Origin of the sequence: Laedolimicola intestinihominis (assembly GCF_040096155.1) — a bacterium.
Classification (GTDB): Bacteria; Bacillota; Clostridia; order Lachnospirales; family Lachnospiraceae; genus Laedolimicola; species Laedolimicola intestinihominis.
In genome coordinates this window covers 36,615-63,029 of the sequence record NZ_JBBMFE010000009.1, presented here as the reverse complement: position 1 = coordinate 63,029, position 26,415 = coordinate 36,615, and the positions used below count along the sequence as shown (strand labels likewise).

Below are 26,415 nucleotides of genomic sequence, written 5' to 3'. Positions count from 1 at the left end.
CGCAATGCATTTATGAGGAGAAAAACAATGGATAAATTTATCAGAATCCGGGGCGCCAACGAGCACAATTTAAAGAACCTGGATATCGACATTCCCAGAGATAAATTTGTGGTGTTGACGGGACTAAGCGGTTCGGGAAAATCGTCCCTGGCCTTCGACACTATTTATGCGGAAGGACAACGGCGCTACATGGAGTCCCTGTCATCCTATGCCCGTCAGTTCCTGGGTCAGATGGAGAAGCCCAATGTGGAGAGCATTGACGGCCTGTCTCCGGCCATTTCCATCGACCAGAAGTCTACGAACCGGAACCCCCGCTCCACTGTGGGAACCGTGACGGAGATTTACGATTATTTCCGACTGCTCTATGCCCGGATCGGTATCCCCCATTGCCCGAAATGCGGCAAGGAGATCAAGAAGCAGAGTGTAGACCAGATGGTAGATCAGATCATGGCCATGCCTGAGCGGACGAAAATCCAGCTGCTGGCCCCGGTGGTCAAGGGCCGCAAGGGCGAGCATGTGAAGGTGCTGGAGCAGGCGAAGAAAAGCGGCTTCGTCCGGGTTCGCATCGACGGCAATCTCTATGAGCTGTCCGAAGAAATCAAGCTGGAAAAGAACATCAAGCATACCATCGAGATCGTGGTGGACCGACTGGTGGTGAAAGAGGGCATAGAGCGCCGCCTGGCGGATTCCATCGAGACGGTGCTGAACCTGTCCGACGGTCTGCTGGTGGTGGATGTCATCGGCGGCGAGACGCTGACCTTGAGCTCCAGCTATGCCTGTCCGGATTGCGGCATCAGCATGGAAGAGATTGAACCCAGAAGCTTTTCCTTTAATAACCCCTTCGGAGCCTGCCCGGAGTGCTTCGGCCTGGGCTACAAGATGGAATTTGACGAGGATTTAATGATTCCCGATAAGTCCTTAAGTATCGCGGAGGGTGCGATTACGGTCATGGGCTGGCAGTCCTGTACGGACCCGTCCAGCTTTACCTATGCGCTTTTGAAAGCCCTTTCCAAAGAATACGGCTTCGATCTGACCATACCTTATGAGCAGCTGTCCCCGGAGATCCGGGACATACTGATTCATGGAACCAATGGCCGTGAGGTGAAGGTCTATTATAAGGGGCAGCGGGGCGAGGGCGTCTATGATGTGGCCTTCGAGGGCCTGATTAAAAATGTGGAGCGCCGCTACCGGGAGACCGGTTCCGAGATCATGCGTCAGGAATATGAGACCTTCATGCGGATTACGCCCTGTAAGGCCTGCGGCGGCCAGCGTCTGAAGAAGACGTCTCTGGCAGTGACCGTGGGGGAGAAGAATATCGCGGAAGTGACGTCTATGTCCGTGCTGAAGCTGTATGATTTTCTGAAGGAATTGCAGCTTACAGAACAGCAGAAGCTGATTGGTGAACAGATCCTGAAAGAGATTAAGGCCCGCATCGGCTTCCTGATTGATGTGGGACTGGATTATCTGACCCTGGCCCGGGCCACCGGCAGCCTGTCCGGCGGCGAGGCTCAGCGTATCCGTCTGGCTACTCAGATCGGCTCCGGCCTGGTGGGCGTGGCCTATATCCTGGACGAGCCCAGCATCGGCCTGCATCAGCGGGACAACGATAAGCTGCTGGCGACCCTGAAGCGTCTGCGGGATCTGGGTAATACCCTGATTGTGGTGGAGCATGACGAGGATACCATGTTCGCGGCGGATTATATCGTGGATATCGGCCCGGGCGCGGGCGAGCACGGCGGCAAGGTCGTGGCGGCAGGTACGGCACAGGAGATTATGGCCTGTCCGGATTCCATTACCGGAGCTTACTTAAGCGGAAAATTAAAGATTCCGGTGCCGGAGACCAGAAGAACTCCCACGGGCTGGCTGACGGTCAGGGGCGCTGCGGAAAATAACCTGAAAAATATCCAGGTGGATTTCCCCCTGGGCGTCATGACCTGCGTCACCGGCGTGTCCGGTTCCGGAAAGAGCTCTTTGGTCAATGAGATTCTCTATAAGACCCTGGCGCGGAAGCTGAACCGGGCCCGCACCATTCCGGGTAAATACAAGGAAATCACAGGGGTAGAGCAGCTTGACAAGGTCATTGCCATCGACCAGTCCCCTATTGGGCGGACGCCCCGTTCCAACCCGGCCACTTACACCGGCGTATTCGACCAGATCCGCGACTTGTTCGCGTCCACAGCCGACGCCAAGAGCAAGGGCTATAAGAAGGGTCGTTTCAGCTTCAATGTGAAAGGCGGCCGCTGTGAAGCCTGCTCCGGCGACGGAATCATCAAAATCGAGATGCATTTCCTGCCGGACGTGTACGTGCCCTGCGAGGTCTGCCAGGGAAAACGGTACAACCGGGAGACTCTGGATGTGAAGTATAAGGGCAAGAGCATCTTTGATGTGTTGGATATGACTGTGGAAGAGGCCATGACCTTCTTCGAAAATGTGCCATCTATCCGCAGGAAAATTGAGACTCTGAACGACGTGGGACTTTCCTATATCAAGCTGGGACAGCCTTCCACGACCCTGTCCGGAGGGGAAGCCCAGCGGATTAAGCTGGCCACCGAGCTATCCAGACGGAGCACCGGCAAGACCATCTACATTCTGGATGAACCGACTACGGGCCTGCATTTTGCCGATGTCCATAAGCTGACGGAGATTCTGAAACGGCTGGCCGAGGGCGGCAATACAGTCGTGGTCATCGAGCATAATCTGGACGTGATAAAGACGGCCGATTACATCATTGACATGGGACCGGAAGGCGGCGACCGTGGCGGTACCGTTATCGCCAAAGGGACGCCGGAGAAGGTATCGGAGCAGGAGATCTCCTACACCGGCCGGTACCTTAGAAAATATTTATAGAAAGTATTTTAAGATTGTTTTTATTTATTTTTTCGCATATACTAAAACAGAGTATAGAAACAACCAAATCCCAATGGAGTACACACAATGATTCAGAAATTATATGAAATCCTTTGCAATATAAATGAAGCTGCCAATGTCCTGCGGGACGAGCCCATGAGCCGTCATACCACCTTTCGCATCGGTGGCCCGGCGGCCATTTTCTGCATGCCTCAGACGGTACCGCAGCTGGCGGACACGGTAAAGGCCTGCGTGGAAGCTGGCGTCCCCTATTATATCCTGGGGAATGGCAGCAATGTGCTGGTGAGCGACGAAGGATATAAGGGCGTCATCATCCAACTGTTCCGCAATATGGACGGCATCCGCGTAAATGGCACCGAGCTGGAAGTAGAAGCCGGAGCTCTGCTGGTACGCATGGCCCGTCTGGCGGCCAAAGAGGGACTGACCGGACTGGAATTCGCTTCCGGTATCCCGGGAACCTTAGGGGGAGCACTGGTCATGAACGCCGGAGCCTACGGCGGAGAGATGAAGGACGTGGTCAAAGAGGCTGTGGTCATGAAGCCGGACGGAGAAATCCTGCGGCTTAAAAAAGACAAGCTGGAGCTGGGTTACCGTACCAGCGTCATTGCAAAAAAGGGCTATCTGGTTCTGAGCGCTCTGCTGGAGCTGGAGAAAGGCGATAAAGGGGTGATTGAAGCCCGGATGCAGGAGCTGAAGGAGGCGAGAACATCCAAGCAGCCGCTGGAATACGCCAGCGCAGGCAGCACCTTCAAGCGGCCTGAGGGTTATTTTGCAGGAAAGCTCATCATGGACGCGGGACTGCGTGGTTACAGCGTAGGCGGCGCGCAGGTGTCTGAGAAGCACTGTGGCTTCGTTATCAACCGGGGTGGCGCGACGGCCCGGAATGTGATGGATCTGGTATGCCATGTGCAGGAAGAAGTAAAGAAACAGTTCGGTGTGGAGCTGAAAATGGAAGTAAAGCTACTTGGTTTTTAAGAGCGTCGAAACAGACAGGAGAAGATACAGATGAGATTTGTAATTGTAACAGGAATGTCAGGCGCGGGACGAAGCACCGCTCTTCGGGCGTTGGAGGACGCAGGTTATTTCTGCGTGGATAATCTGCCGATTTCTCTGATTGAAAAATTTTCTGAGCTGATTTATCCGGGTAATACGGAGGTCACGAAGGTGGCGTTGGGCATTGATATCCGAAGCGGAAAAGCTTTTAACGAGCTGGCGGCCACTCTGGAGGAACTGACCGTGGCAGGCGTGAACTATGAAATCCTGTTCCTGGATTCCTCTGACGAGGTGCTGGTGAAGCGCTACAAGGAGACCCGGCGTACGCATCCGCTGGCGCAGAATGGCCGCGTGGCCGACGGTATCCAGGAGGAGCGCAAAAGGCTGGAATTTCTGAAGAAGCAGGCGGATTATATCATTGATACCAGCAATCTGCTGACCAGGGAGCTGAAGCAGGAACTGGACAAGATCTTTGTGCAGAATAAGAACTTTAAGAACCTGGTCATTACCGTCCTTTCCTTTGGCTTTAAATACGGCATTCCGACGGATTCCGATCTGGTATTTGACGTGCGGTTCCTGCCGAATCCCTATTATTATGAAGAACTTCGGAAGCTCAGCGGCAATGATAAGCCGGTGCAGGATTTCGTTATGGGCTTCGAGGTGTCCCACCGGTTTCTGGACAAGCTGATTGACATGATTCAGTTTCTGATTCCGAATTATGTGCTGGAGGGCAAGAACCAGCTGGTGATCTCCATCGGCTGCACCGGCGGCAAGCACCGCTCTGTCACCCTGGCCAATAAGCTTTATGAACGGCTGAGAAACAATGCGGACTACGCGGTGCGTATCGAGCATCGCGATATTGAGAAGGATGCCGTTGTAAAAGCGCATTAGGGAAATGAAGAGGTGATCTATGTCTTTTTCCAGTGAGATCAAGCAGGAGCTCTCCGCCCATGTGCCGCCGGCCAGACATTGCAGACTGGCTGAGATGGCCGCCATTTTAAACTTCTGCAGCCGCGTGGAGAGTGTTGAAGGAGAGTCCCCCTGCGTGAAAATGCACACGGAGAATCTGGCCGTTGCAAGAAAGTACTTTACATTATTGAGAAAAACATTTAATATAGAAATGAACGTATCGACGCGGCAGAGCAGAAATCCCAGGGGAAGTCTCAGCTATGAGGTGACTTCTTTCGGAGGACTGGAGCCCGTGAAGCATATGCTGGTGCAGAATCAGTGCTGCAGGCGGGCTTACATACGGGGAGCCTTTCTGGCGTCCGGCTCCTTGAGCGACCCGGAGAAGGGCTATCATTTTGAAATCGTGTGCAGCGGGGAAGAGAAGGCGGATGAGCTTCGGGAGATGCTGGCCAGCTTCGGGATAGACGCGCGGATCACGCTGCGAAAGCGCAGTTACGTGTTATACGTAAAGGAAGGATCGCAGATTGCGGACCTTTTGAATGTGATGGAAGCCCATGTGGCCCTGATGAAGTTCGAAAATGTCCGGATTCTGAAGGAGATGCGCAATTCCGTCAATCGACAGGTGAACTGTGAAACTGCGAACTTGAACAAGACCGTTTCAGCAGCGGTAAAACAGATAGAGGATATCCAATTTATTCAGAGAACCATTGGCTTTGATGAGTTGCCGGAGAATCTGGCAGAGATAGCAGTACTCCGTCTGGAGCAGCCGGAGACGACCTTAAAGGAGCTGGGTCAGATGCTGACGCCGCCCGTAGGGAAGTCCGGTGTGAATCACCGTCTCAGAAAGCTGAGTCTGATAGCAGAGGAGCTAAGGGATCACAAGGAGGAGAATTATTATGATGAAACAGGAAATCACGATTCAGATTCCGGAAGGGCTTGAAGCCAGACCGGTCGCATTGCTGGTACAGGTGGCGAGCCAGTACGGCAGCGAGATCTATGTGGAGAGTGATAACAAGAAGGTAAATGCCAAGAGCATTATGGGTATGATGACCCTTGGACTCTTCGCGGGCGAGACCGTTACCGTTTCTGCGGACGGCGAGGACGAAGAAGAGGCTATAGCCAATATCGAGAAGTTTTTAAGCAGCAAATAATCAGACGATTGTGAGGGACTGCCGGGATTTTCCGGCAGTCCTTGTTTTTTGTCCGGAAATTTGTTATGATGAAACGGATCATACAGTCTGGAAAATCAGACAATTGAAGGAGTTACAGCAGCGATGGACGCGTATACAGGCTTTGCGGAGGTTTACGATCTGTTTATGGACCAGGTTCCCTATGAGAAATGGAGCCGGCGGATCACAGAGATATTAAAAGAATACGGAATTCCGGACGGTCTGGTGTTGGATCTGGGCTGCGGAACCGGCAGCATGACGGAGCTTCTGGCGGATGCGGGCTACGATATGATCGGCGTGGACGCTTCCGAGGAAATGCTGGAGCTGGCCTGTGAGAAGCGCGCCGGATCGGGACACGATATTTTGTATCTTCTGCAAGATATGCGGGAGTTTGAACTTTATGGCACGGTGCGGGCCATCGTCAGCGTCTGCGATTCCCTGAATTATATTACGGAAGAGGAAGATTTACTGCAGGTGTTCCGGCTGGTGTGGAATTATCTGGATCCGGACGGCGTGTTCTTCTTCGACATGAATACCATTTACAAATACAAAGAGATGCTGGGCGAGACCACCATCGCGGAGAACCGGGAGGAGGGCAGCTTTATCTGGGAAAATTATTACGACCCGGAGGAACAGCTGAATCAGTACGACCTGACGCTTTATGTGCAGGATGAGGACGACCGGTATGTGCGGTTTGAAGAGACGCATATCCAGAAGGCCTATGCGCTGGAGCGGGTACTGGAGCTGCTTGAAAAGGCGGGACTGAAGGCGGAGCAGATCTTTGATTCCGACACAGGTGAAGCAGTCATGGAAACGACAGGTAAATTCTGTGTTGTGGCGCGGAAAGCGTAAGAAAAAGAGGAGTAAAATTATGGAAGATTATATTGTAAGAGCAACGGCTGCGGATCACCAGATTCGTGCCTTTGCCATCACATCCAGAGAAATGGTGGAGCAGGCGCGCTCCATTCACAACACCAGCCCGGTGGCTACAGCGGCCCTAGGACGTCTGCTGACAGCCGGAGCCATGATGGGTTCCATGATGAAAGGCGACGCGGATCTGCTGACCCTGCAGATCAAGGGAGCCGGGGCCATCGGCGGCATCACCGTGACAGCGGATTCCAAGGCAAGAGTAAAGGGCTATGTGGATGAACCCATGGTGCTGCTTCCGGCGAACGCAAAGGGAAAGCTGGACGTGTCCGGCGCCATCGGGCCTGGTACCCTGCGGGTGATCAAGGATCTGGGCCTTAAGGAGCCCTATGTGGGAACCGTTGAACTGCAGACTGGCGAGATTGCGGAGGATTTGACCTATTACTTTGCCACATCTGAGCAGGTTCCATCCTCGGTAGGGCTGGGCGTGTTGTTAAATAAGGATAATACGCTTCGCCAGGCAGGCGGCTTTATCATTCAGTTGATGCCCTTTACCGACGACAAGGTCATTGACGCACTGGAAGCAAAGCTGTCCACCATGGATTCAGTGACGAAGCTTCTGGATCAGGGCATGAGCCCGGAGCAGCTTCTGGAGTATCTGCTGGGTGATTTCGGTCTGGAGATTAACGACACCATTCCGGCTTCCTGGTACTGCAACTGCAGCCGGGAGCGGGTGGCAAAGGCCATCGTCAGCATCGGAAGCAAGGACATCCGGGAAATGATTCAGAACAACAAGCCCATCGAGGTGAAATGCCATTTCTGCAATCATGCCTACAAGTTTGATATTGAGGATTTAAAAGAGATTCTGAAAATAGCAAAACGCTAAATAAGGAGAAACTATGAGACACGGGTTTATCAGAACGGCGGCGGTGACGCCGAAGATTCATGTGGCGGACACGAAGGGAAATGGCGCGGAGACCATTAGGCTTGCCAGAGAGGCGGCGGAGCATGGCGCGAAGATCATCGTGTTTCCGGAGCTTGGCATTACCGGCTATACCTGTTCGGATTTATTTTTACAGGAGCTTCTGCTAAAGAGCGCCCGGGAGGAGTTGTTCCATATCGCCAGAGAGACGGCAGATCTGGACGCGCTGATCTTCGTGGGACTTCCCTGGGAGAAGGACGGCAAGCTTTACAATGTGGCGGCGGCTCTCTGCGGCGGACATCTGCTTGGCCTGGTGCCGAAGCTGCATCTGCCTAATTACGGGGAATTCTATGAGCTGCGTCATTTCACACCGGGAAATCAGGAAGTGGAGGACGTGTGGGTTCCCGAGGAGGGAGAGGACGGCGATTATATCAATTTTGGAACGAAGCTGCTGTTCACCTGTGAGGAGCTTCCGGGACTTAGTGTGGCTGCGGAGATCTGCGAGGACGTGTGGGTGCCGAACCCGCCAAGCATCGGTCATGCGCTGGCAGGCGCAACGGTCATCGTGAACTGCTCAGCCAGCGATGAGACCACAGGCAAGAATCTGTACCGGGAGTCTCTCATAGGCGGACAGTCGGCCCGCCTGGTATGCGGATATATCTATGCCAATGCAGGAGAGGGTGAGTCCAGCCAGGATCTGGTGTTTGGCGGTCATAATATCATTGCGGAAAATGGAACGATTCTGGCAGAATCGGAACGATTTACCAGTGAGACCATTTATGCGGAGCTGGATATCGCACGGCTGGTGGGTGAGCGCAGAAGAATGACCACCTTCCGGACGGATAATTCCAGACCCTATGTGGAGGTTGGCTTCCATCTGAAAAGGGAAGATACAGAACTGTCCCGTTATGTAGATCCGGCGCCCTTCGTGCCAGGCAGCGACAGTGACAGACAGCGGCGCTGTGAGGAGATTTTCGCCATTCAGTATATGGGCCTGAAGAAGCGGCTGGAGCATACCCACTGCAAGACGGCGGTGGTCGGTATCTCCGGCGGCCTGGATTCCACTCTGGCGCTTCTGGTTACGGTGAAGGCTTTTGACAGTCTGGGACTGGACCGTTCCGGTATTCTGGGCGTGACCATGCCCTGCTTTGGAACCACAGACCGGACTTACCGGAATGCCTGTGATATGGTAGAAAAGCTTGGAGCGACGCTGAAGGAGGTGGATATCCGCGAGGCGGTGACCATCCATTTCCGGGATATCGGACACGATCCGGATGTGCATGACGTGACCTACGAGAATTCCCAGGCGCGGGAGCGTACGGAGGTTTTGATGAATCTGGCCAACCAGGCGGGCGGCATGGTCATTGGTACCGGCGATATGTCGGAGTTGGCCCTGGGTTGGGCCACCTACAATGGCGACCACATGTCTATGTACGGTGTCAATGCGGGGGTGCCGAAGACGCTGGTGCGCCATCTGGTGCGATATTACGCAGATACCTGTGGGGATGAGAAGCTTTCCGGGGTGCTGCTGGACGTATTGGATACGCCGGTGAGCCCGGAGCTGCTGCCGCCGAAGGATGGGGAAATTGCCCAGAAGACAGAGGATTTGGTGGGTCCCTATGAGCTGCATGATTTTTATCTGTATTACATCTTACGTTTCGGCTTTGAACCGGCGAAGATTTACCGGCTGGCTCAGAAAGCCTTTGCGGACGTCTATGATAAGGAGACCATGCTGAAATGGCTGAAGGTATTCTACCGCAGATATTTTGCCCAGCAGTTTAAGCGGTCCTGTCTGCCGGACGGCCCGAAGGTGGGTTCTGTAGCGGTATCGCCGCGGGGAGATTTGCGGATGCCCAGCGATGCCTGCTCTGCGTTGTGGCTGGCGCAGCTTGAGACCTTAGAGTAGGAAATGAAATTTGAGTTATGTAAACCAAACGATGGGCCGGTATCATAGGCCGCAAATTAAATTCAGGGGAGAAGAACATGGCATTTAAGATTATTACGGATTCGGCAACGGATCTGCCCAAGGAGATTGTCGAGAAATACAAGCTTCATGTGATTCCGACGCCGGTAACCATTGATGGAACGGATTATTTTGACGGCAAGACCATTTTCCCGGAGGATTTCTACCGGATTCAGGCGCAAGGGACTGATATCAAGACCTACCACATCAATCAGTATATGTTCCGGGAGAATTTTGAACCTTACGCCAAGGCCGGGGACGAGGTGCTGTATATGTGCTTCTCTACCGGTATCGCGGGTACTTTCAATGCGGCAAATCTGGCAAAGGAAGAGCTTCTGGAGGAGTATCCGGAGTTTGATCTGACCATCATTGATACCAAGTGCGCCTCTCTGGGCTTTGGTCTGGCAGTGGAGAAAATCCTGCGGATGCAGGCAAATGGCGCGCCGAAGGATCTGATTATTGAGGCAGCGCAGTTTTTCTGTGAGCATATGGAGCATATTGTGACGGTGGAGACGCTGGAATATCTGTATAAGGGGGGCCGGTTGAGCAAAACCTCGGCTGTGCTGGGCGGCGTGCTGGATTTGAAGCCGATCATTGAGGTCAATGACGACGGCGCGCTGGTGGCCATCGAGAAGGTGCGCGGACGGCATAAGTCGCTGAAGCGGTGCGTGGAGCTTGTGGGCGAGCGTGGCGTAGAGCTGGATAAGCAGGTTATCGGCGTGGTGCATGGAAATGATCCGGAGACCTGCGAGAAGGTCAGTGCGATGCTGATGGAGAAGTATCATTGCCGTGGCATCATCAAGTCCTGGGTTGGATGCGCTATCGGTGCGCATACGGGCCCGGGTATCATCGGTATTGTGTTCCTCAGTGCCAGTGAAGAGAAGTATGCGGAATATTTGAAGTAAGACGGACAAAAAGAGAAAATATCCCCCTCGCCGGGGGGATATTTTCTCTTTTCTGGTAGTTTAAGCTCGGGAAATCCCAAGAAAATCTTAAGAATTATCAAACAGAGAACTTAAAAAAGCCTTGTTATAACTATGGATAGACAGTAAAATGTAAGAGTACCATTTTACTGTCTATTCACGTTTCAAGAACGATATGAGGGTGAGAACATGAACAAAAAGAAGAATACAATCCTGGTCTGTGATGATGACAGGGAGATTGTGGACGCGATAGAGATTTATCTGTCCCAGGAGGGGTACCGGATTTTGAAGGCCTACGACGGGGTGCAGGCGGTGGAAATGCTGGAGCAGGAGGATGTGCAGCTGCTGCTGATTGATATTATGATGCCGAAGCTGGACGGCCTGCGGGCGACGCTTAAGATTCGGGAGAAGAGTAGTATTCCGATTATTATTCTGTCAGCCAAGTCGGAGGACGCGGATAAGATTCTGGGGTTGAATATCGGTGCGGACGATTACGTGACGAAACCCTTTAATCCGCTGGAGCTGGTGGCCAGGGTGAAGTCACAGCTGCGCCGCTATACGAAGCTTGGCAATGCGATGGATGAGAATCAGAAGATCTATCAGACCGGCGGCCTGGTTATGAACGACGATCTGAAGGAAGTGACCGTGGACGGTGAGCAGGTGAAGCTGACGCCTATTGAGTATAATATTTTGCTGCTTCTGGTGAAGAATCAGGGTAAGGTGTTCTCCATTAATCAGATTTATGAGAGTATCTGGAATGAAGACGCCATCGGCGCGGATAATACGGTGGCGGTCCATATCCGTCACATCCGGGAAAAGATCGAGATTAACGCGAAGGAGCCCCGCTATCTGAAGGTGGTGTGGGGCATTGGATATAAGGTGGAGAAGCTGTAAATGAAGCGATGGGAATATTCGAAGCTGTGGAAGCTCACGGCGCTGCTATTGAATCAGATTTGCGCGATGGTGCTGGTGCTGTCCGTGGTTGTGTGTACGGTCTATGTGGGCGGCAGCGGCTTTGGATTCGTGGGAAAGGATCAGACCTTTGAGAGCACCGGTTATTATCAGGATGAGGTTTTGGAGCAGATCTACCGCTGCGTCCGGGCTGCCAGCCGGGAGAGTAAGTTTGAGAAAAATGGCGTCTACGACGGCAAGATTCTCGTAGATGTTCAGCAATACGCAGAAAACAGTACCATCGGAAGCGGCGACGTGAAGGACGGAGGCCTGTATTATGAACTGACGGATCTGCTGAACTGGTCTATGGATGGCATGGAGACCGGTACCCTGATGAAGATTACCTACGACGACGGTACCGTAGGCTATCTGTCCAAGGGTTTCACCAATTATACGGAGCAGTCTCTGTACGGTGAGGATGGAACAGAGGTGGCCTCGATCTCTACCGTAAATAAGGGGAACAGTGAAACGTCCATAACCTCCGTACCTGAGGGTGATACAGCGGATGAGACGGATGCGGAGGAATCATCCGCCACATCTGCGATGTCCGAAGAAAATATGGAAGGTTTTGTGGAGGAATTCATTACAGACGGAGAAAGCAGTCCTTTTGATATGATGCAGAGCACTGTCCGCAATGTGGAGCAGCTGGAGGCGGTAGAGGAGCGGTATGGACCGGTGGGCTACGACAGCATTACCGCCTATGCAGAGGCGAAGCGGCTGACCACCGCCCAGCTTCAGGAGATTTATTATGATCTGGAAAATGTACTCCCGGTCATTTACAATGATTATTACGCGTATACGGAGAATCTGGAGCTGTTCAGTCCCAGCATGACCAATATGCGCTATTTTGTCATTCCGAAATCAGTGGAGCAGGTTTCACCGGAGGATTTTTCCGAAAAGATTTCCACTAATATGAAAAGCTTTGGGAAAGAAAAATTTTCCAGCCAGGAGGGGCTGTTGAATTACATTCGTACCTCTTATAAGGATTATCTGATTTATGACAGCTCAGATATGAATTATGAAGCCAGTGGTATGCCGATTTCCTTAAGCGAGCTGAGCAGCTATGTGAAGAGCTATCCGCCTTCCGTGGAAGGGGATTATATTCTGGTGGTAGCTGTGGACTCCGGGTATAAGGCGAGCGATAAGCTGGCCCAGTATAAGAAGCAGTATGAGGAAATCGCGCCGGTGAGCCGGGTGGCAGTCTACGGTGTGATGCTGGGAGCGATTCTGTATCTGCTGAGCATGGTGTATCTGACTTTGGCAGCAGGACGCAGCACTGACGAGGACGGTGAGATTATATTGAACCGCTTTGACCGGATACGGTCGGAGCTGGCGGCGTTGATTCTGATTGTACCGGCCTGGATTATCCTGGTTCTGGTGTCTGTCGGCGTCTCGGTACGGAATCTGGAGATGCCGGAATTCGCCCTGGTGGGTGGGGGCGTGGCCTTTGTGTTGAATGGAATGTTTCTCACCGGTTATATCAGCCTAGTACGCAGAATCAAGGCCCATACCCTGTGGAAGAACAGTATTCTCTACCTGATCAGCAGTGTTTTCGGGGAGATGATGAAGAATCGGAAGACCACCACGAAGACCATGCTTTCCTATGCAGGCTTTCTGCTGGTAAACGTAGTGCTCCTGATAATGGGGGAAATTGGAATTATCCTGCTGGCGTTCTTTGACCTTGGTGTGGGAATTTTCCTGCTCCGGCAGGCGGCTCAGCGGCAGCGGATCCTGGACGGCATCAAACGGATCTCCGCAGGGGAGTTGAACGCGCAGATTCCCACCGACCAGATCAGCGGCGATAATCTGGCTTTTGCGGAGGCAGTGAACCAGATGGGCAGCGGCCTGTCTGCAGCGGTGGAAAAGAGCGTCAAGGACGAGCGTCTGAAATCCGACATGATCACCAATGTGTCCCATGATATCAAGACGCCGTTGACATCAATTATCAATTACGTGGATCTGCTGAAACGGGAGGATATCCAGAATGATCGGGCGAAGAATTATATCGCGATTTTGGAGGATAAGGCCATGCGCCTGAAGCATCTGACCGACGACCTGGTGGAAGCGTCGAAAATCAGCTCCGGCAATGTGAAGCTGGAGCTGAACCGCCTTAATTTCCAGGAGCTGATTCAGCAGACCAACGGCGAATTCAGTGAAAAATTTGAGAATAAAGGTCTGAAGCTGGTGGTGGATATGCCGGAGGAGCCGGTGGTGATCGTGGCGGACGGCCGGAGGCTCTGGCGCGTCATCGAGAACCTGTATAACAATACGGCCAAGTACGCTATGCCGAATACCCGGGTCTACGTGGAACTGACCACGGTGGGGCATATGGTGCGCTTCAGTATCAAAAATATCTCTGAGCAGCCACTGAATATCAACGCCGACGAGCTGACGGAGCGTTTTATCCGGGGAGATGTGGCCCGCAGCACCGAAGGCAGCGGCTTAGGACTTTCCATCGCCCGGAACCTGACGGAGCTTCAGAAAGGAAGCTTCAATATCTATCTGGACGGCGACCTGTTTAAGGCAACGATTATCTTTCCGGAGGCGGAAGAAAAAACGAATAGGGATAAAAGTGAGCGGCTAGTCTGAAAAGACTAGCCGTTTGGTTAGTGTACAAAGAACTTTATTTTCCTGTATAATAAAAAATATTTAGAGAATGCAGGAGGGGATAAAAGTGAAGAAACGAGGACTTTTAAAGAAACTGGGCGCATGGTTTTTGACACTTGTGTTGGCTTCAGGCGTGCTGCTCACGGGGATGACTGCGCAGGCAGAGACGGGATCACCTGCCATGAATGAGCCGGCGGGCGGCGCGGCGGATATTGTGCTGGTGCTGGATGTATCCGGCTCGATGAATGATCCGTTTGGCAGTGAAGACACGACAAAAAGAATAGATGGATTGAAGACAGCTGTAGCGGCGTTGGCGGATGAAATACAAAGTATCAATGGCACAGTGGGCGAAGGCGGTGAGAAGCATCGCGTGGCACTGATTAAGTTTGCCGGAGATAAAAGGGAGGAAATAGGAAATGATGAGTATCAACAGGGCCAATACAAGTATAATAATTCACAGATTGTAAAGCCGCTCACGGATGACATGCAGGCTATCAAAGACGGAGCAGGCGGATTAAAGTCATCCGGAGCAACGAGGGCAGATTACGGCCTGGAGCTGGCAGAGAGATATATTACGGTGCATTCCGACAGACGCCAGATTGTAATTTTTTTTACAGACGGAGGCCCGTCGAGCTTCAGCAATTATGATCCGATGGTTGCCAATGCAGGAGTAGCGGCTGCGAAAAGCATAAAGGACAAGGGAGCGGAGGTTTATACGATTGGGATTCAGAGCGGAGCGGATGCCGGAGAGGTAACGGAGGCAACTTCGGATTCAAATCGGTTTCTGCATGCGGTTTCCAGCAACTATCCCAACGCCACAGCGAATGACAGGGGCAGCTTGGGCGAGCGTACGGGGACGAAAGACTATTATAAGGCAGCAACGAGCACAGCCGGAGTAAAAGAGGCCATGCTGTCTGTTCTGGAGAGTATCGGGTCAGAAGCGTCTCCGGTTACACTCGCCCTGACCGGACAGAAAGACCTGTATGAGGAAAAGGAAAACGAGCTTGCGCCGAAGGAACTGACCGGTGGGGAGTTCCTGTTCCGGCTGGAAGAGGATGTGCCGGAGATCACAGTCCTTTCAGAGGAAAATGCGGAGACAGCCGGTCAGTCCATGCCGATGCCCGCGGCAGGCGGTACTGAGGTTCGAAATACGGCAGACGGAAGCTTTCGGTTTGGTGAAATTTCATTTACAAAGCCGGGAACCTATCGGTATAAGGTGACAGAGGCAAATGAAGGAGCTTCCGGGATAACCTATGACCTTTCTGTGCATCATGTGACAGTGAATGTCAGCTTCTTCGCCGGACAGCTTCAGCTGGAGACAGGCATCAGCAAAGATGGCAGCCAGGAAACGATAGAGAAAATGGTATTCGAAAACCGTTATAAACCGGTGGAAATCAAGCCTGTGGATGTGATCCTGGAAGCAACGAAGAAGCTGGATGGACGGAAACTGAATGCCGGAGAATTCCATTTTGTGGTGAAGGATGAGAGCGGAAACGTGGTGCGCAGGGCAGCCAGTGATGCAGACGGCAAAATCGTCTTTGAGCGGCTGACCTTTAAAGAACCGGGCAGCTATACCTACACTATCAGCGAGGAAAAAGAGCAGCTGGACTATGTGATCTACGACAATACGGTTTATACCTGTACCATAAAGGTTATCCAAAAGGATGACGGTGTACTGGTGGCGGAACTGGATACAGAAGGAAAAGAGCCTGTATTTCAAAACAGTTACAAGGAACCAGTGAAACCAGAGGAGACGAAGAAGACAGAAGAACCGAAGAAAACCGGATCTTCAGGCCATTCCGGCTCATCCGGCAATAAGACACAGACGGCTTCCGTGGCCACCGGTGACCAGAATCCGGTGGAACTGGCCGCAAGCTGTGGGTTCCTGGCTCTTGCGGGACTGGCAGCTGCGCTCGGATATATCCGCAAAAAACGGTACGAATAAGAAAGAATAAGTGAGAAGATAGCTTGCATTCTGTGCAAGCTATCTTTATAATGATAAGAAAATAGTAAGCGTATAATGCAGGAGGAGAAACATGGTTCAATTACTGGAAGGCGGAGCATATCTGCTGAACGGAACAGAGATTATTCCGGATACCAAGGACGCGCAGAGCGTGCTGGAGAGCCAGCTTGGCAGCGTGCCCTCTAAGGAAGAGGCCAGAAAGCAGACCATTGCCTATGGAATTCTGGAGTCACACAATACATCAGGCAACATGGACAAGCTGGAGATTAAATTTGACAAGCTTACGTCCCACGATATTACATTTGTAGGAATCATTCAGACAGCCCGCGCTTCAGGACTGGAGAAATTCCCGATTCCCTATGTGCTGACCAACTGTCACAACAGCCTTTGCGCCGTAGGCGGAACCATCAACGAGGATGACCACATGTTTGGCCTGACCTGCGCGAAAAAATATGGCGGTGTCTATGTACCGCCCCATCAGGCAGTAATCCACCAGTTTGCCCGGGAAATGCTGACAGAGGGCGGCAAGATGATTCTGGGATCTGACAGCCATACCCGCTACGGCGCCCTGGGAACCATGGCCATGGGCGAGGGCGGACCGGAGCTGGTAAAGCAGCTGCTGAACAAGACCTATGACATCAATATGCCCGGCGTGGTGGGCGTGTACCTGACCGGCGAGCCCCAGAAGGGCGTCGGCCCCCAGGACGTGGCGCTGGCCATCATCGGGGCAGTCTTTGAGAAGGGTTATGTCAATAATAAGGTTATGGAGTTCGTTGGAGACGGCGTAGAGAACTTAAGCGCAGATTTCCGTATCGGTATTGACGTTATGACCACCGAGACCACCTGCCTGTCCTCTATTTGGAAGACTGACGACACTATCAAAGAGTTCTACGAAATTCATGGCAGAGCCGGAGCCTATAAAGAGCTGAAGCCCGGCCCGGTGGCATACTACGACGGCATGATTTATGTAGATTTGAGCGCTGTAAAGCCTATGATCGCCATGCCCTTCCATCCCAGCAATGTCTATACCATCGAGGAGGTAAAGGCGAATCTGGGTGATATCCTGCGGGATGTGGAGAAAAAGGCCTTGGTATCCCTGGGCGGCGCGGTGGATTATCATCTGACCGACAAGATCCGCGACGGCAAGCTCTACGTGGATCAGGGTATCATCGCAGGCTGTGCAGGCGGCGGCTTTGAAAATATCTGTGCGGCAGCGGATATCTTAAAGGGCGCAAGCATCGGCCCGGATGAATTTACCTTAAGCGTATACCCGGCAAGTATGCCGATTTACATGGAACTGGTAAAAAATGGATCTGCCGCTGCATTGATGGAGACCGGAGCGGTCCTGAAGACAGCCTTCTGCGGCCCCTGCTTCGGCGCAGGCGATACGCCGTCCAACAACGGCTTCAGTATCCGTCACTCCACCCGCAACTTCCCGAACCGGGAGGGCTCCAAGCTCCAGAGCGGGCAGATTGCGTCTGTGGCGCTGATGGATGCCCGTTCCATTGCGGCCACCGCAGCCAACAAGGGTTACCTGACTGCTGCCACTGAACTGGATGTGAACTTCAGCAGCCCGCGTTACTTCTTTGACGGCAAGATTTACGAGAACCGCGTTTTTGACAGCAAGGGCGTGGCAGATTCGAGCGTAGAGATCAAGTTTGGCCCGAATATCAAGGACTGGCCCGCTATGCCGGCCCTGGCGGAGCATCTGATTCTGAAGGTGGTATCGGAGATTCACGATCCGGTAACCACTACAGACGAGCTGATTCCCTCCGGCGAAACCTCCTCTTACCGCTCCAACCCGCTGGGTCTGGCAGAGTTCACTCTGTCCCGGAAGGATCCGGCCTATGTGGGTCTGGCCAAGGAGATTCAGAAGGCTGAGAAGGCCATCGAGGCAGGAAATTGCCCTGCAGAGGCAGTGCCGGAGCTGAAACCGGTATTTAAAAACCTGAACGCATGGTATCCGGGCGTGGACAAGACCAATGTGGGCGTGGGCAGCACCATCTTTGCGGTGAAGCCGGGTGACGGCTCCGCCAGAGAGCAGGCGGCCTCCTGCCAGAAGGTACTAGGCGGCTGGGCCAACATCGCCAACTCCTACGCCACCAAGCGTTACCGCTCCAATCTGATCAACTGGGGTATGCTGCCCTTCCTGATTGACGAGGGAACCCTTCCCTTTGCCAAGGGAGACTTCCTCTTTATTCCGGAGATCCGCAAGGCAGTGGAAGAGAAGAAAGCTGAGATCCCCGTATACGTAAACGGTGAAAAAGACCGGGAAGTAACCCTGAAGCTGGGCGGACTGACCGATGATGAGCGAGAGATCATTCTGAAGGGCTGTCTGATTAACTATTACAGAGGATAAAAAAAGATAACAGAAGATAGAAAACTCCCTGTGCATTTGTGTGTTGAAACATACGAAATGTACAGGGAGTTTTTTTGCTCTATAGGAAATACCGTGTCACATTAAAGTGTGAAAGCTATGATTCCTATAGAGCAAAAAGCCCCTCCGGGGGATCGCACTGCGGCGGAATGGAATCATGTCGCTTATGCGACCCGCCGCAGGCGGAGAATCCTGCCTTGCAGGATTCTTTCTTATTTCATGAAAGTAAAACAGATTATGAAGTGAAAAAAACAAAAAACACTTCACTGCGAAGCTGAAAAACAAAAAAGTTTGTGCAAATTATATAAAAATAAATACAGGGGATGTGAGAAAAAATCAGGAAAGGGGAACGAAAAATAGAAAAAAGGAGGCAAACTTTACTCCATTTGAAGCGCAGAGTAGAATGAAATCACGAAAAAAGAATGAGAGGCGTGGAGAAAAAAATGCATGAAATAAGCGAAGTTTTAGAGGAATTGTGTAAAACAGTAAAAAGGGTTTCGTATGAAGAGGAGACAGCGGTTGCCTCTGCAATTCAGAAAGCAAAAAGGGTATTTGTAGCCGGTTCGGGAAGAAGCGGGCTGATTGCAAGCTGTTTTGCCATGCGGCTGATGCAAAGCGGAATCACAGCATACAGAGTAGGAGAATGTACGACGCCGGCGATTGAAGCAGACGATCTTCTTCTTATTACCAGTGGCTCGGGTGAAACAGGAGCTTTGGTTAAAAATGCGGAAACAGCAAAGAAGGTTGGTGCAAAGATTGCGCTTATTACCATTTATCCGGAGTCTGCAATAGGTAAAATGGCAGATGTAATTCTGCAGATAGCGGCGTCCAGCAAATTTGATGAGGGGAAAAAATCACATTCTATCCAGCCTATGGGAAGCCTGTTTGAGCAAAGTCTGATGATTTGCTCGGATTACATTATGATGATATTAATGGAACAGCTCGGGCTTACAGGAGAAAGCATGTTTCAGAGACATGCCAATCTGGAATAAACAAAAAAGAAATAAATGTAAAAATGAAGTAAAAAGAAACATAAAATAATTCATATTGAAGTGTGAAAAGTGAAGAATTCTATGTTTTTCACAATAATTCACATAAAATGTTGTGAAAAACAGGATATAACTGGGTAAAATATAAGAAAAAAAGACCGTCTGTTTACTTCAATCCTTTAGATTGATAGTATTGAATTGAAGTTATGAAGCAAAAAAAGGAGCAAAAAAGATGGCAGAGGTAAGTATTTCAGCGCTTGCAGCGGATTTTTTTCATATAGAACGGGATTTAAATAAAATCGAAGAAAGCGGGGCGGACTGGGTCCATGTAGATATGATGGACGGCCATTTCGTGCCGCTGTTTGGCTTTAATCAGCCACAGGTCAGACAACTGACGGACTGGAACAGGGCCTGCGGAGACGTTCATCTGATGGCGGAGCTGACACAGACAATGCTGGAAGAGTGTCTGAAGCTTCCGCTTCAAAAGCTGACACTGCATGTGGAAGCGGCACAGCCGGAGCAGCTGGCGGAGTATCTGCAGCAGATAGAAGCGAAGGGGATTGAGCCGGGGCTGGCGATTGCTCCTGATACGGAGGTGGATAAGCTGCTTCCGTTTTTAACCTATATAAAGGAGATTCTGGTAATGAGCTGCGCTCCGGGCACGGAGGGAGCAGTCTTCCGGGAGACAACCTTTGAAAGAATCCGGGATATCCGCCGGATGTTGAATGAAAAAAAACTGGAATGCGGGATTGCGGTGGATGGCGGCTTAAATGAGGAACGTGCGGTACATTGTATTGAGAGCGGTGCGAACCGGGTAATTATAGGAAGAGCATTTTTTGCGTCGGAAGACAGGAAAGGAATGGTAGAGCGTGTTAGGAAAACATCTGTTGGGAATCTATGAGAAGGCGTTGGCTGCGGAGGATGATTGGTATCAGCGCATGGCAAAGGTGAAAGAGCTGGGCTTTGATTTTATGGAAATCAGCATCGACGAGACGGACGAACGCCTGTCTCGTATCTATGCCGGTGACGAAGAAATCTATCGGATTCAGGATGCAGCCCATAAGGCAGGGGTGTTTATCCAGTCCCTGTGCCTGAGCGTGCATCGTCGTTTTCCGTTTGGAAGCGCGGATCCGGCTACCCGCGCAAAGGCTGCGGAGATTATGGAGAAAGCGTTGGTTTTTGCGGATAAGCTGGGCGTCCGCGTGATTCAGCTGGCAGGATATGACGTATACTATGAGCCGTCCACGGACGAGAGCAAAAAGCGTTATGAGGAGGCTATGTTCTGGGCAGCTTCCCAGGCGGCACGCTACCAGATTATGCTGGGAACAGAGATTATGGATATTGAATTGATGAACTGTATTCGAAAGCATCTGGTGTATGAAAACAAGATACAATCTCCCTGGTATAAGGTATATCCGGATGTGGGCAATATTTCAGCCTGGGGTATCGATCCGCTGGACGATCTGGAGGCCGGAATTCACAGCATTGTGGGCGTACATTTAAAGGATACCCTGTGCAAGACAGCGGACAAACCCGGCGTCTTTAAGGACATTCCCTTTGGCGAGGGCTGTGTAGATTTTGTGGGCTGCTTAAAGAAGCTGGAGGATCTGGGGTACACAGGTCCTTATATGATTGAAATGTGGCATAAAAAGGGACAGGATGACCGGGCTAACGTGCGGGCAGCCAAGGCCTTTATTGAAGAGCAGTATCGCAGAGCCATGGAAGCATAAAGAAAGGAAACAGGAATATGAAATATTTTCTTGGATTGGATAACGGCGGAACGACCACGAAAGCAGCTATTTATGACAGAGAGGGGAAAGAAATCTGCGTAGCTTCTGTGGAAACAAAAATGATCGTACCGGCACCCGGCTTTGTGGAGCGGAATATGGATGAAATGTGGGAAGCAAACTGCACCGTAACCCGAAACGCGCTGGAAAAGAGCGGTATCGATCCCGCAGATATCGCAGGCGTAGGAATCTGTGGCCACGGTAAGGGCCTGTATCTGTGGGGGAAGGACAACCGCCCTTTACGCAACGGTATTATCTCTACCGATAACCGGGCGTGGAAGTATACGGAAAACTGGAGAAAGGACGGTACAGAAAGCGAGGTCGCGAAGCTGTCCTGCCAGAAAATCATGTCTTGCCAGCCGGTAGCCATTCTGGCATGGCTCCGGGATCATGAACCCGAATGCATGGATAAGATTCAGTGGATCTTCGAGGCAAAGGATTATGTACGCTTCCGGCTGACCGGAGAGGCGGGAGCCGAGTACGGCGATTCCTCCGGCGCGAATTTTTTGAATCTGCACACCCGTGATTACGATATGGAGCTTCTGAAGCTTTTTGGTCTGGAGCAGTACCGGGATGCTCTGCCGCCCCTGTGTGAGGCTGCGAAAATCTGCGGCCAGGTAACAGAGGAGGCGGCGGAAAAATGCGGTCTTCTTGCAGGAACCCCTGTCATTGGCGGCCTTTTCGATATTCAGGCCTGCATGCTGGCGGCAAATGTCCTGACCGAGGAAGAACTGTGCATGATCGCCGGAACCTGGAGCGTGGAGCTGTATCTGTCCAAAACTCCGGTTGTTGAGAAAAAATTTCTGGAATATATTAGAAATACATTTTTCCTGCTCCCAGAGTATTATTTAGTTGAGGTGGGAACAGCGGCATCCGCAGGCAATAACGAGTGGTTTGTGCGGGAGCTTCTGCCGGAGCTGAAGGCTCAGGCAAAAGCAGAGGGCCGCAGCATCTATGAAATTATGAACGGCTGGGTGGAGGAAATTCCGGCAAAAGAGCTTTGTCCAATCTTCCTGCCTTACCTGTTTGAAAGTAATGTGCATCCCCATGCAAAGAGCTGCTTCGTGGGCATGACCAGTTTTCACACCAGAAAGCACCTGGTGCGCAGCGTGTACGAGGGAATTGCGTTTACCCACCGGCTGGATCTGGAGCACCTGCTGGTATCCAGGGCGGACAGGCCCAAGGTCATCCGGCTGACCGGAGGTGTGGCAAAATCAAAGGTGTGGACGCAGATTTTTGCAGACGTAATGAATCTGCCTATCGAGATTGTGGATGTCAATGAAACCGGCGCTCTGGGATGCGCCATCGCGGCAGCGACAGCCACAGGCGAATACAGGGACATGAAGGAAGCGGCTTCCAAGATGAGCCGTATTACCACAAGGGTAGAGCCGATTCCGGAAAATGTGGCTATTTACAACAAAAAATATGACTTGTATAGAAAAACAGCCGATGCATTGAATTCTGTCTGGGATGTATACCAGGATTTGGAGGACAACGGGCTGTAAGACAGAGCTGACAGAAGGAGAATTCGCGTGAACGAGCTGATGGTAAAACTGAGATTTCTGATTCCGACCCTGCCGAGGGCGGAAAAAGCAGTGGCGCAGGCGCTACTGGAAAAACCGGAGCTGATTTGTCTGATGACATTGGCAGAGCTTGCCAGAGAAACGGATAGTTCAGATGCTTCGATTATCCGTTTTTGCAGAAAAATGGGCTATTCCGGTTTTTCGGAAATGAAACAGGCCTTTGCCAATGCATTGAATGACAGCAGCATTATGACAGTAGAGGAAATACATAAAGAGGATTCTGTTCTGGACAATTTGCAGAAGGTATATAAAAGCAATATGCAGACTTTGACAGATACTATCCTTCTGGCAGACAAGGAAGCTTATGAAGAGGCTGTACAGGTTCTCCTGAAGGCAAAATCAATTCATTTCTTTGGGACAGGCGATTCTGCAGCGGTATGCCAGTTGTTTTATTTTAAATTCGGCAGATTGGGAATCCCGGGCTCCGCACAGCAGGATCCGGTTATGCAGCTAATGGAGGCCAGTAATCTGGGCCCCGGAGACGTGGCGGTTATCATTTCTTACGAAGGAAAATCGCGTACCGTCCTGAATGCGGCCAAGGTAGCGGATGAACGGGGAGCGACCATTATTTGTATTACAAAAATGAGTAAATCTCCGCTTTTACGGCTTTCGGATATCAGTCTGTTTATTGCCACCAGCGATGTGACAGTGGGAAAGGATATTGTAGCCCGGCGTGTTGCGGAGCAGATGGTTATCGACGCACTGTATCTGAGTGTGCTTGTACGCTCGGATAAGGGCTATGAAAAGCGGTTAAACAGCGCATCTAAATCCTTTGAACTGAACAAGATACGAGGGAAAGGATTTAAATGATAAATTAAATTTTATTATAAGGAGGAGTTATAGAAATGAGTTTGGAGGCATTAAAAAAAGAGGTCTACGAGGCTAATATGGAGCTGGTAGAGAAGCAGCTGGTTATCTCCACATGGGGAAATGTATCCGGGTATGACGAGGAAAGCGGACTGATGGTAATTAAACCCAGCGGCGTTCCGTATAAGGAGCTCAGACCGGATCAGATGGTGCCGGTCGATCTGAATGGAAATGTGGTAGACAGCGACTATGTTCCGTCTACAGACACAGATACCCACATCGAGCTGTATAAGGCATTCAAGGATCAGGGAATCCGCGGTATTGTACACACCCACTCCCAGTTTGCCACCATGTGGGCGCAGATGGGAAAGAATATTCCCTGCTATGGAACCACACACTGCGACTATTTCTTCGGAGATATCCCCTGCACCCGTCTGATGACCACAGAGGAGATTGAAGAGGCTTATGAGAAAAATACCGGAAAAGTAATTCTGGAGGAGTTCGAAAAGAGAAACTGCGTGGAAATGCAGGCAGTTCTGGTACACAGCCATGCGCCGTTTACCTGGGGCAAGACTCCGCACGCTGCAGTGCTGCACGCGCAGGTTCTGGAGTATGTGGCAAAAATGGCAATTTTTGACGAGATTGCGACAGGCGGAAAGTGCGAGCTGATCAAGGATAACATTAAGATGAAGCATTATAACCGTAAATTTGGTCCGAACGCGTACTATGGACAGCACAAGAAATAAGGAGAAGGACTATGAATATCAGAGAATCCGTGGTACATACATTGCGCTGTGAATCCGAAATTATAGCGGAACTGGAAAAAACGGTATCCGAGGAGCAGATCGAAAAAGTCATGAACGCGTTTCTGAACTGTAAGGGTAAGGTGATCCTGACAGGCTGCGGAACATCGGGCACTGCTGCGCAGAAAATTGAACATACCTTAAGCTGCGTGGACTGCCCGGCGCTGTTCCTGTCCCCGGCCAACGCCCTTCACGGCGGCATGGGCGTGGTACAGAAGGATGATATCCTGGTACTGCTTTCCAAAGGCGGCCACACAGAAGAGCTCAATAAGATGATTGCTCCCTGTAAAGAACGCGGCGCGCTTCTGATTGCAGTGACGGAGAATGAAGAATCCTATATGGCAAAGGAGAGCGATCTGGTTCTGAAAATTAAGGTCGAAAAGGAACCGGACGAGTACAACGTGCTGGCCACAGGCAGTATTTTGGCTACTTTGGCAGTGTTTGACGCCATTGCTATCGCGATTTCCCGTATGAAGGGCTTCAGCCAGAAGGGCTTCTTAAAGATCCATCCCGGCGGAGACGTGGGAAAACGCCTCAGCGAAATGAAATAAAACTGCGAAGTAAATACTTCAAAATGAAGCAGAGAAAATGAAAAAACTGTGAAAAATTACTGAAAAAAAGTAAAAACGCATAAAAAAGAGCTGATTAAAAGGACAAAATAGTAAAAAAAGCACTAGAATATTTACTCCAATGCTTCAAACGGCTAGAATGAATTGTAGCAAAAGGAATTCCAAATGCGCGATCGTAATTAAAAAAGGATTAACAAAAGTGGAGGTAAAATTTATGAAATTGAGAAAAGCGGCAGCATTACTTCTTTCCCTGACCATTACATGCTCCCTGGCAGCATGTGGCGGCGCATCCATGGAAGGCGGAAGCACTACAACAGACAGCAGCTCAACCGAGACAACAACAGATGCAGCAGAGAGCAAGGACACAGCAGCTTCCACAGAGGCTACAGAGTGGAAATGGCCGTCTAAGGACGAGCTTTATGTAGGATATTCCCAGGCAGACCTGGCAAGCACCTGGCGTACCGTAGAGAGCGAGGATATGCAGAGAGCAGCAGACGAGCGTGGCTACAAGATCACCATCGTAAACGCAGAGGGCGACAGCGAGCAGCAGCTTTCCGATGTAGAGTCTCTTCTGGCACAGGGATGTAACGTAATTGTAATCACCGCAGTTGACGGAGACGCTATCCAGCCTGCACTTGATAAGTGTAAGGAAAAAGGAGTTCCGGTTATCATGAAGGCGAGAGGCTCCAACGGCACACCGGGCGTTGATTACGTAACCTTCTATTCATCTGACTTCGTAGCTGAGGGCCGGTATGCAGGCGAGTGGGCATATAAGGCTTGCACCGATAAGGGACTGGATACCATTAAGGTAGCAGAGATTCAGGGTATCCTGGGTGGTACCGACGTGCGTGACCGTTCCGATGGATTCCATGCAGTAGCAGAGGAGAAGGGCAATTTTGACTTCGTAGTACAGCAGACAGCAAACTTCTCCCGTACAGAGGCACAGGAGGTAGCAGCGAACGTTCTTCAGTCCACAGGCGGCGACATTGACGTATTCTACTGCCACAACGACGAGATGGCACTTGGTGTATCTCTGGCTTGCCAGTCCGCAGGACTTAAGATTAACGAAGATGTATACATCATTGGTGTAGACGGAATGTATGAGACCTTCGACGCAATCAAGGCCGGAACTATTTCCGCAACCATCACCTGCACACCGAAGTTCGCAGACGAAGTATTCGACGGAATCGAAGCTGGTATGGCAGGCGAGAAGCTGGATACCTTCTATGCTATCGAGGATGTACCGGTAGATGCAACAAATGTAGATGAAAACTACGATTTAGGATTCTAAGAGCTGGTAATCGGCACACCTCTGACGAGGAAAATTTGATGAAAAAGAGACTGCTGTGCTGCAGCAGTCTCTTA

The 26,415-nt window shown here is 51.2% G+C and carries 21 protein-coding genes; all 21 read left to right on the top strand.

What is annotated here, in order from left to right; genetic code table 11:
- Positions 1–27: 27 nt before the first annotated feature.
- The 21 genes from uvrA (at position 28) to WMO29_RS10425 (ending at position 26,341) form a co-directional block, all read left to right on the top strand.
- Entirely contained in the window at positions 28–2,847 is a 2,820-nt protein-coding gene (gene uvrA / locus WMO29_RS10525; protein ID WP_349164743.1) for an excinuclease ABC subunit UvrA, read from the top strand.
- 87 nt (positions 2,848–2,934) lie between these two features.
- The gene (gene murB, locus WMO29_RS10520) at positions 2,935–3,843 is read left to right on the top strand and encodes a UDP-N-acetylmuramate dehydrogenase (protein WP_349164742.1); all 909 of its coding nucleotides are present in this window, start codon (positions 2,935–2,937) and stop codon (positions 3,841–3,843) included.
- A 30-nt stretch (positions 3,844–3,873) separates the two neighbouring features.
- Positions 3,874–4,752: an RNase adapter RapZ gene (rapZ, locus tag WMO29_RS10515; protein ID WP_178039447.1), complete on the top strand. Its 879-nt coding sequence runs from the start codon at positions 3,874–3,876 to the stop codon at positions 4,750–4,752.
- A gap of 19 nt (positions 4,753–4,771) precedes the next feature.
- Positions 4,772–5,710, top strand: coding sequence for a DNA-binding protein WhiA (whiA, locus tag WMO29_RS10510; protein ID WP_349164741.1), 939 nt, complete (start codon positions 4,772–4,774; stop codon positions 5,708–5,710).
- The gene (locus tag WMO29_RS10505) at positions 5,667–5,921 is read left to right on the top strand and encodes an HPr family phosphocarrier protein (protein WP_349164740.1); all 255 of its coding nucleotides are present in this window, start codon (positions 5,667–5,669) and stop codon (positions 5,919–5,921) included. The genes whiA and WMO29_RS10505 overlap by 44 nt, the downstream gene beginning before the upstream one ends.
- A 123-nt stretch (positions 5,922–6,044) precedes the next feature.
- On the top strand, positions 6,045–6,791 hold the full coding sequence (locus tag WMO29_RS10500) for a class I SAM-dependent DNA methyltransferase (protein ID WP_349164739.1): 747 nt from the start codon (positions 6,045–6,047) through the stop codon (positions 6,789–6,791).
- Positions 6,792–6,810: 19 nt separating this feature from the next.
- Positions 6,811–7,692 carry an Hsp33 family molecular chaperone HslO gene (hslO, locus tag WMO29_RS10495; RefSeq protein WP_349164738.1) on the top strand — a complete coding sequence of 294 codons (882 nt, stop codon included), beginning with the start codon at positions 6,811–6,813 and terminating at the stop codon, positions 7,690–7,692.
- Between the two features lie 13 nt (positions 7,693–7,705).
- Positions 7,706–9,634 carry an NAD(+) synthase gene (locus WMO29_RS10490; protein WP_349164737.1) on the top strand — a complete coding sequence of 643 codons (1,929 nt, stop codon included), beginning with the start codon at positions 7,706–7,708 and terminating at the stop codon, positions 9,632–9,634.
- Positions 9,635–9,711: 77 nt separating this feature from the next.
- Positions 9,712–10,596 carry a DegV family protein gene (locus WMO29_RS10485; RefSeq protein ID WP_349164736.1) on the top strand — a complete coding sequence of 295 codons (885 nt, stop codon included), beginning with the start codon at positions 9,712–9,714 and terminating at the stop codon, positions 10,594–10,596.
- A gap of 207 nt (positions 10,597–10,803) precedes the next feature.
- Positions 10,804–11,508 (top strand): response regulator transcription factor, encoded by a 705-nt coding sequence (locus tag WMO29_RS10480; protein WP_349164735.1) that lies wholly within the window; start codon positions 10,804–10,806, stop codon positions 11,506–11,508.
- Positions 11,509–14,154, top strand: coding sequence for a sensor histidine kinase (locus WMO29_RS10475; protein WP_349164734.1), 2,646 nt, complete (start codon positions 11,509–11,511; stop codon positions 14,152–14,154).
- Between the two features lie 85 nt (positions 14,155–14,239).
- The gene (locus tag WMO29_RS10470) at positions 14,240–16,117 is read left to right on the top strand and encodes a Spy0128 family protein (protein WP_349164733.1); all 1,878 of its coding nucleotides are present in this window, start codon (positions 14,240–14,242) and stop codon (positions 16,115–16,117) included.
- Positions 16,118–16,208: 91 nt separating this feature from the next.
- Complete coding sequence (locus tag WMO29_RS10465) at positions 16,209–18,494, top strand: hydratase (RefSeq protein WP_349164732.1); 2,286 nt, start codon at positions 16,209–16,211, stop codon at positions 18,492–18,494.
- Between the two features lie 449 nt (positions 18,495–18,943).
- Positions 18,944–19,504 (top strand): 6-phospho-3-hexuloisomerase, encoded by a 561-nt coding sequence (gene hxlB, locus WMO29_RS10460; RefSeq protein ID WP_349164731.1) that lies wholly within the window; start codon positions 18,944–18,946, stop codon positions 19,502–19,504.
- Between the two features lie 229 nt (positions 19,505–19,733).
- On the top strand, positions 19,734–20,402 hold the full coding sequence (locus tag WMO29_RS10455; RefSeq protein WP_349164730.1) for a ribulose-phosphate 3-epimerase: 669 nt from the start codon (positions 19,734–19,736) through the stop codon (positions 20,400–20,402).
- The gene (locus tag WMO29_RS10450; protein WP_349164729.1) at positions 20,371–21,231 is read left to right on the top strand and encodes an L-ribulose-5-phosphate 3-epimerase; all 861 of its coding nucleotides are present in this window, start codon (positions 20,371–20,373) and stop codon (positions 21,229–21,231) included. The genes WMO29_RS10455 and WMO29_RS10450 overlap by 32 nt, the downstream gene beginning before the upstream one ends.
- Positions 21,232–21,248: 17 nt before the next feature.
- The gene (locus WMO29_RS10445; protein WP_349164728.1) at positions 21,249–22,793 is read left to right on the top strand and encodes an FGGY-family carbohydrate kinase; all 1,545 of its coding nucleotides are present in this window, start codon (positions 21,249–21,251) and stop codon (positions 22,791–22,793) included.
- A gap of 27 nt (positions 22,794–22,820) precedes the next feature.
- On the top strand, positions 22,821–23,681 hold the full coding sequence (locus WMO29_RS10440; RefSeq protein ID WP_178039347.1) for an SIS domain-containing protein: 861 nt from the start codon (positions 22,821–22,823) through the stop codon (positions 23,679–23,681).
- 35 nt (positions 23,682–23,716) lie between these two features.
- Complete coding sequence (gene araD, locus WMO29_RS10435; RefSeq protein ID WP_349164727.1) at positions 23,717–24,424, top strand: L-ribulose-5-phosphate 4-epimerase AraD; 708 nt, start codon at positions 23,717–23,719, stop codon at positions 24,422–24,424.
- Positions 24,425–24,435: 11 nt separating this feature from the next.
- A complete protein-coding gene (locus tag WMO29_RS10430; protein ID WP_349164726.1) occupies positions 24,436–25,032 on the top strand; it encodes an SIS domain-containing protein in 597 nt (198 codons plus the stop codon).
- 232 nt (positions 25,033–25,264) lie between these two features.
- The gene (locus WMO29_RS10425; protein WP_178039346.1) at positions 25,265–26,341 is read left to right on the top strand and encodes a substrate-binding domain-containing protein; all 1,077 of its coding nucleotides are present in this window, start codon (positions 25,265–25,267) and stop codon (positions 26,339–26,341) included.
- Positions 26,342–26,415: the final 74 nt, after the last annotated feature.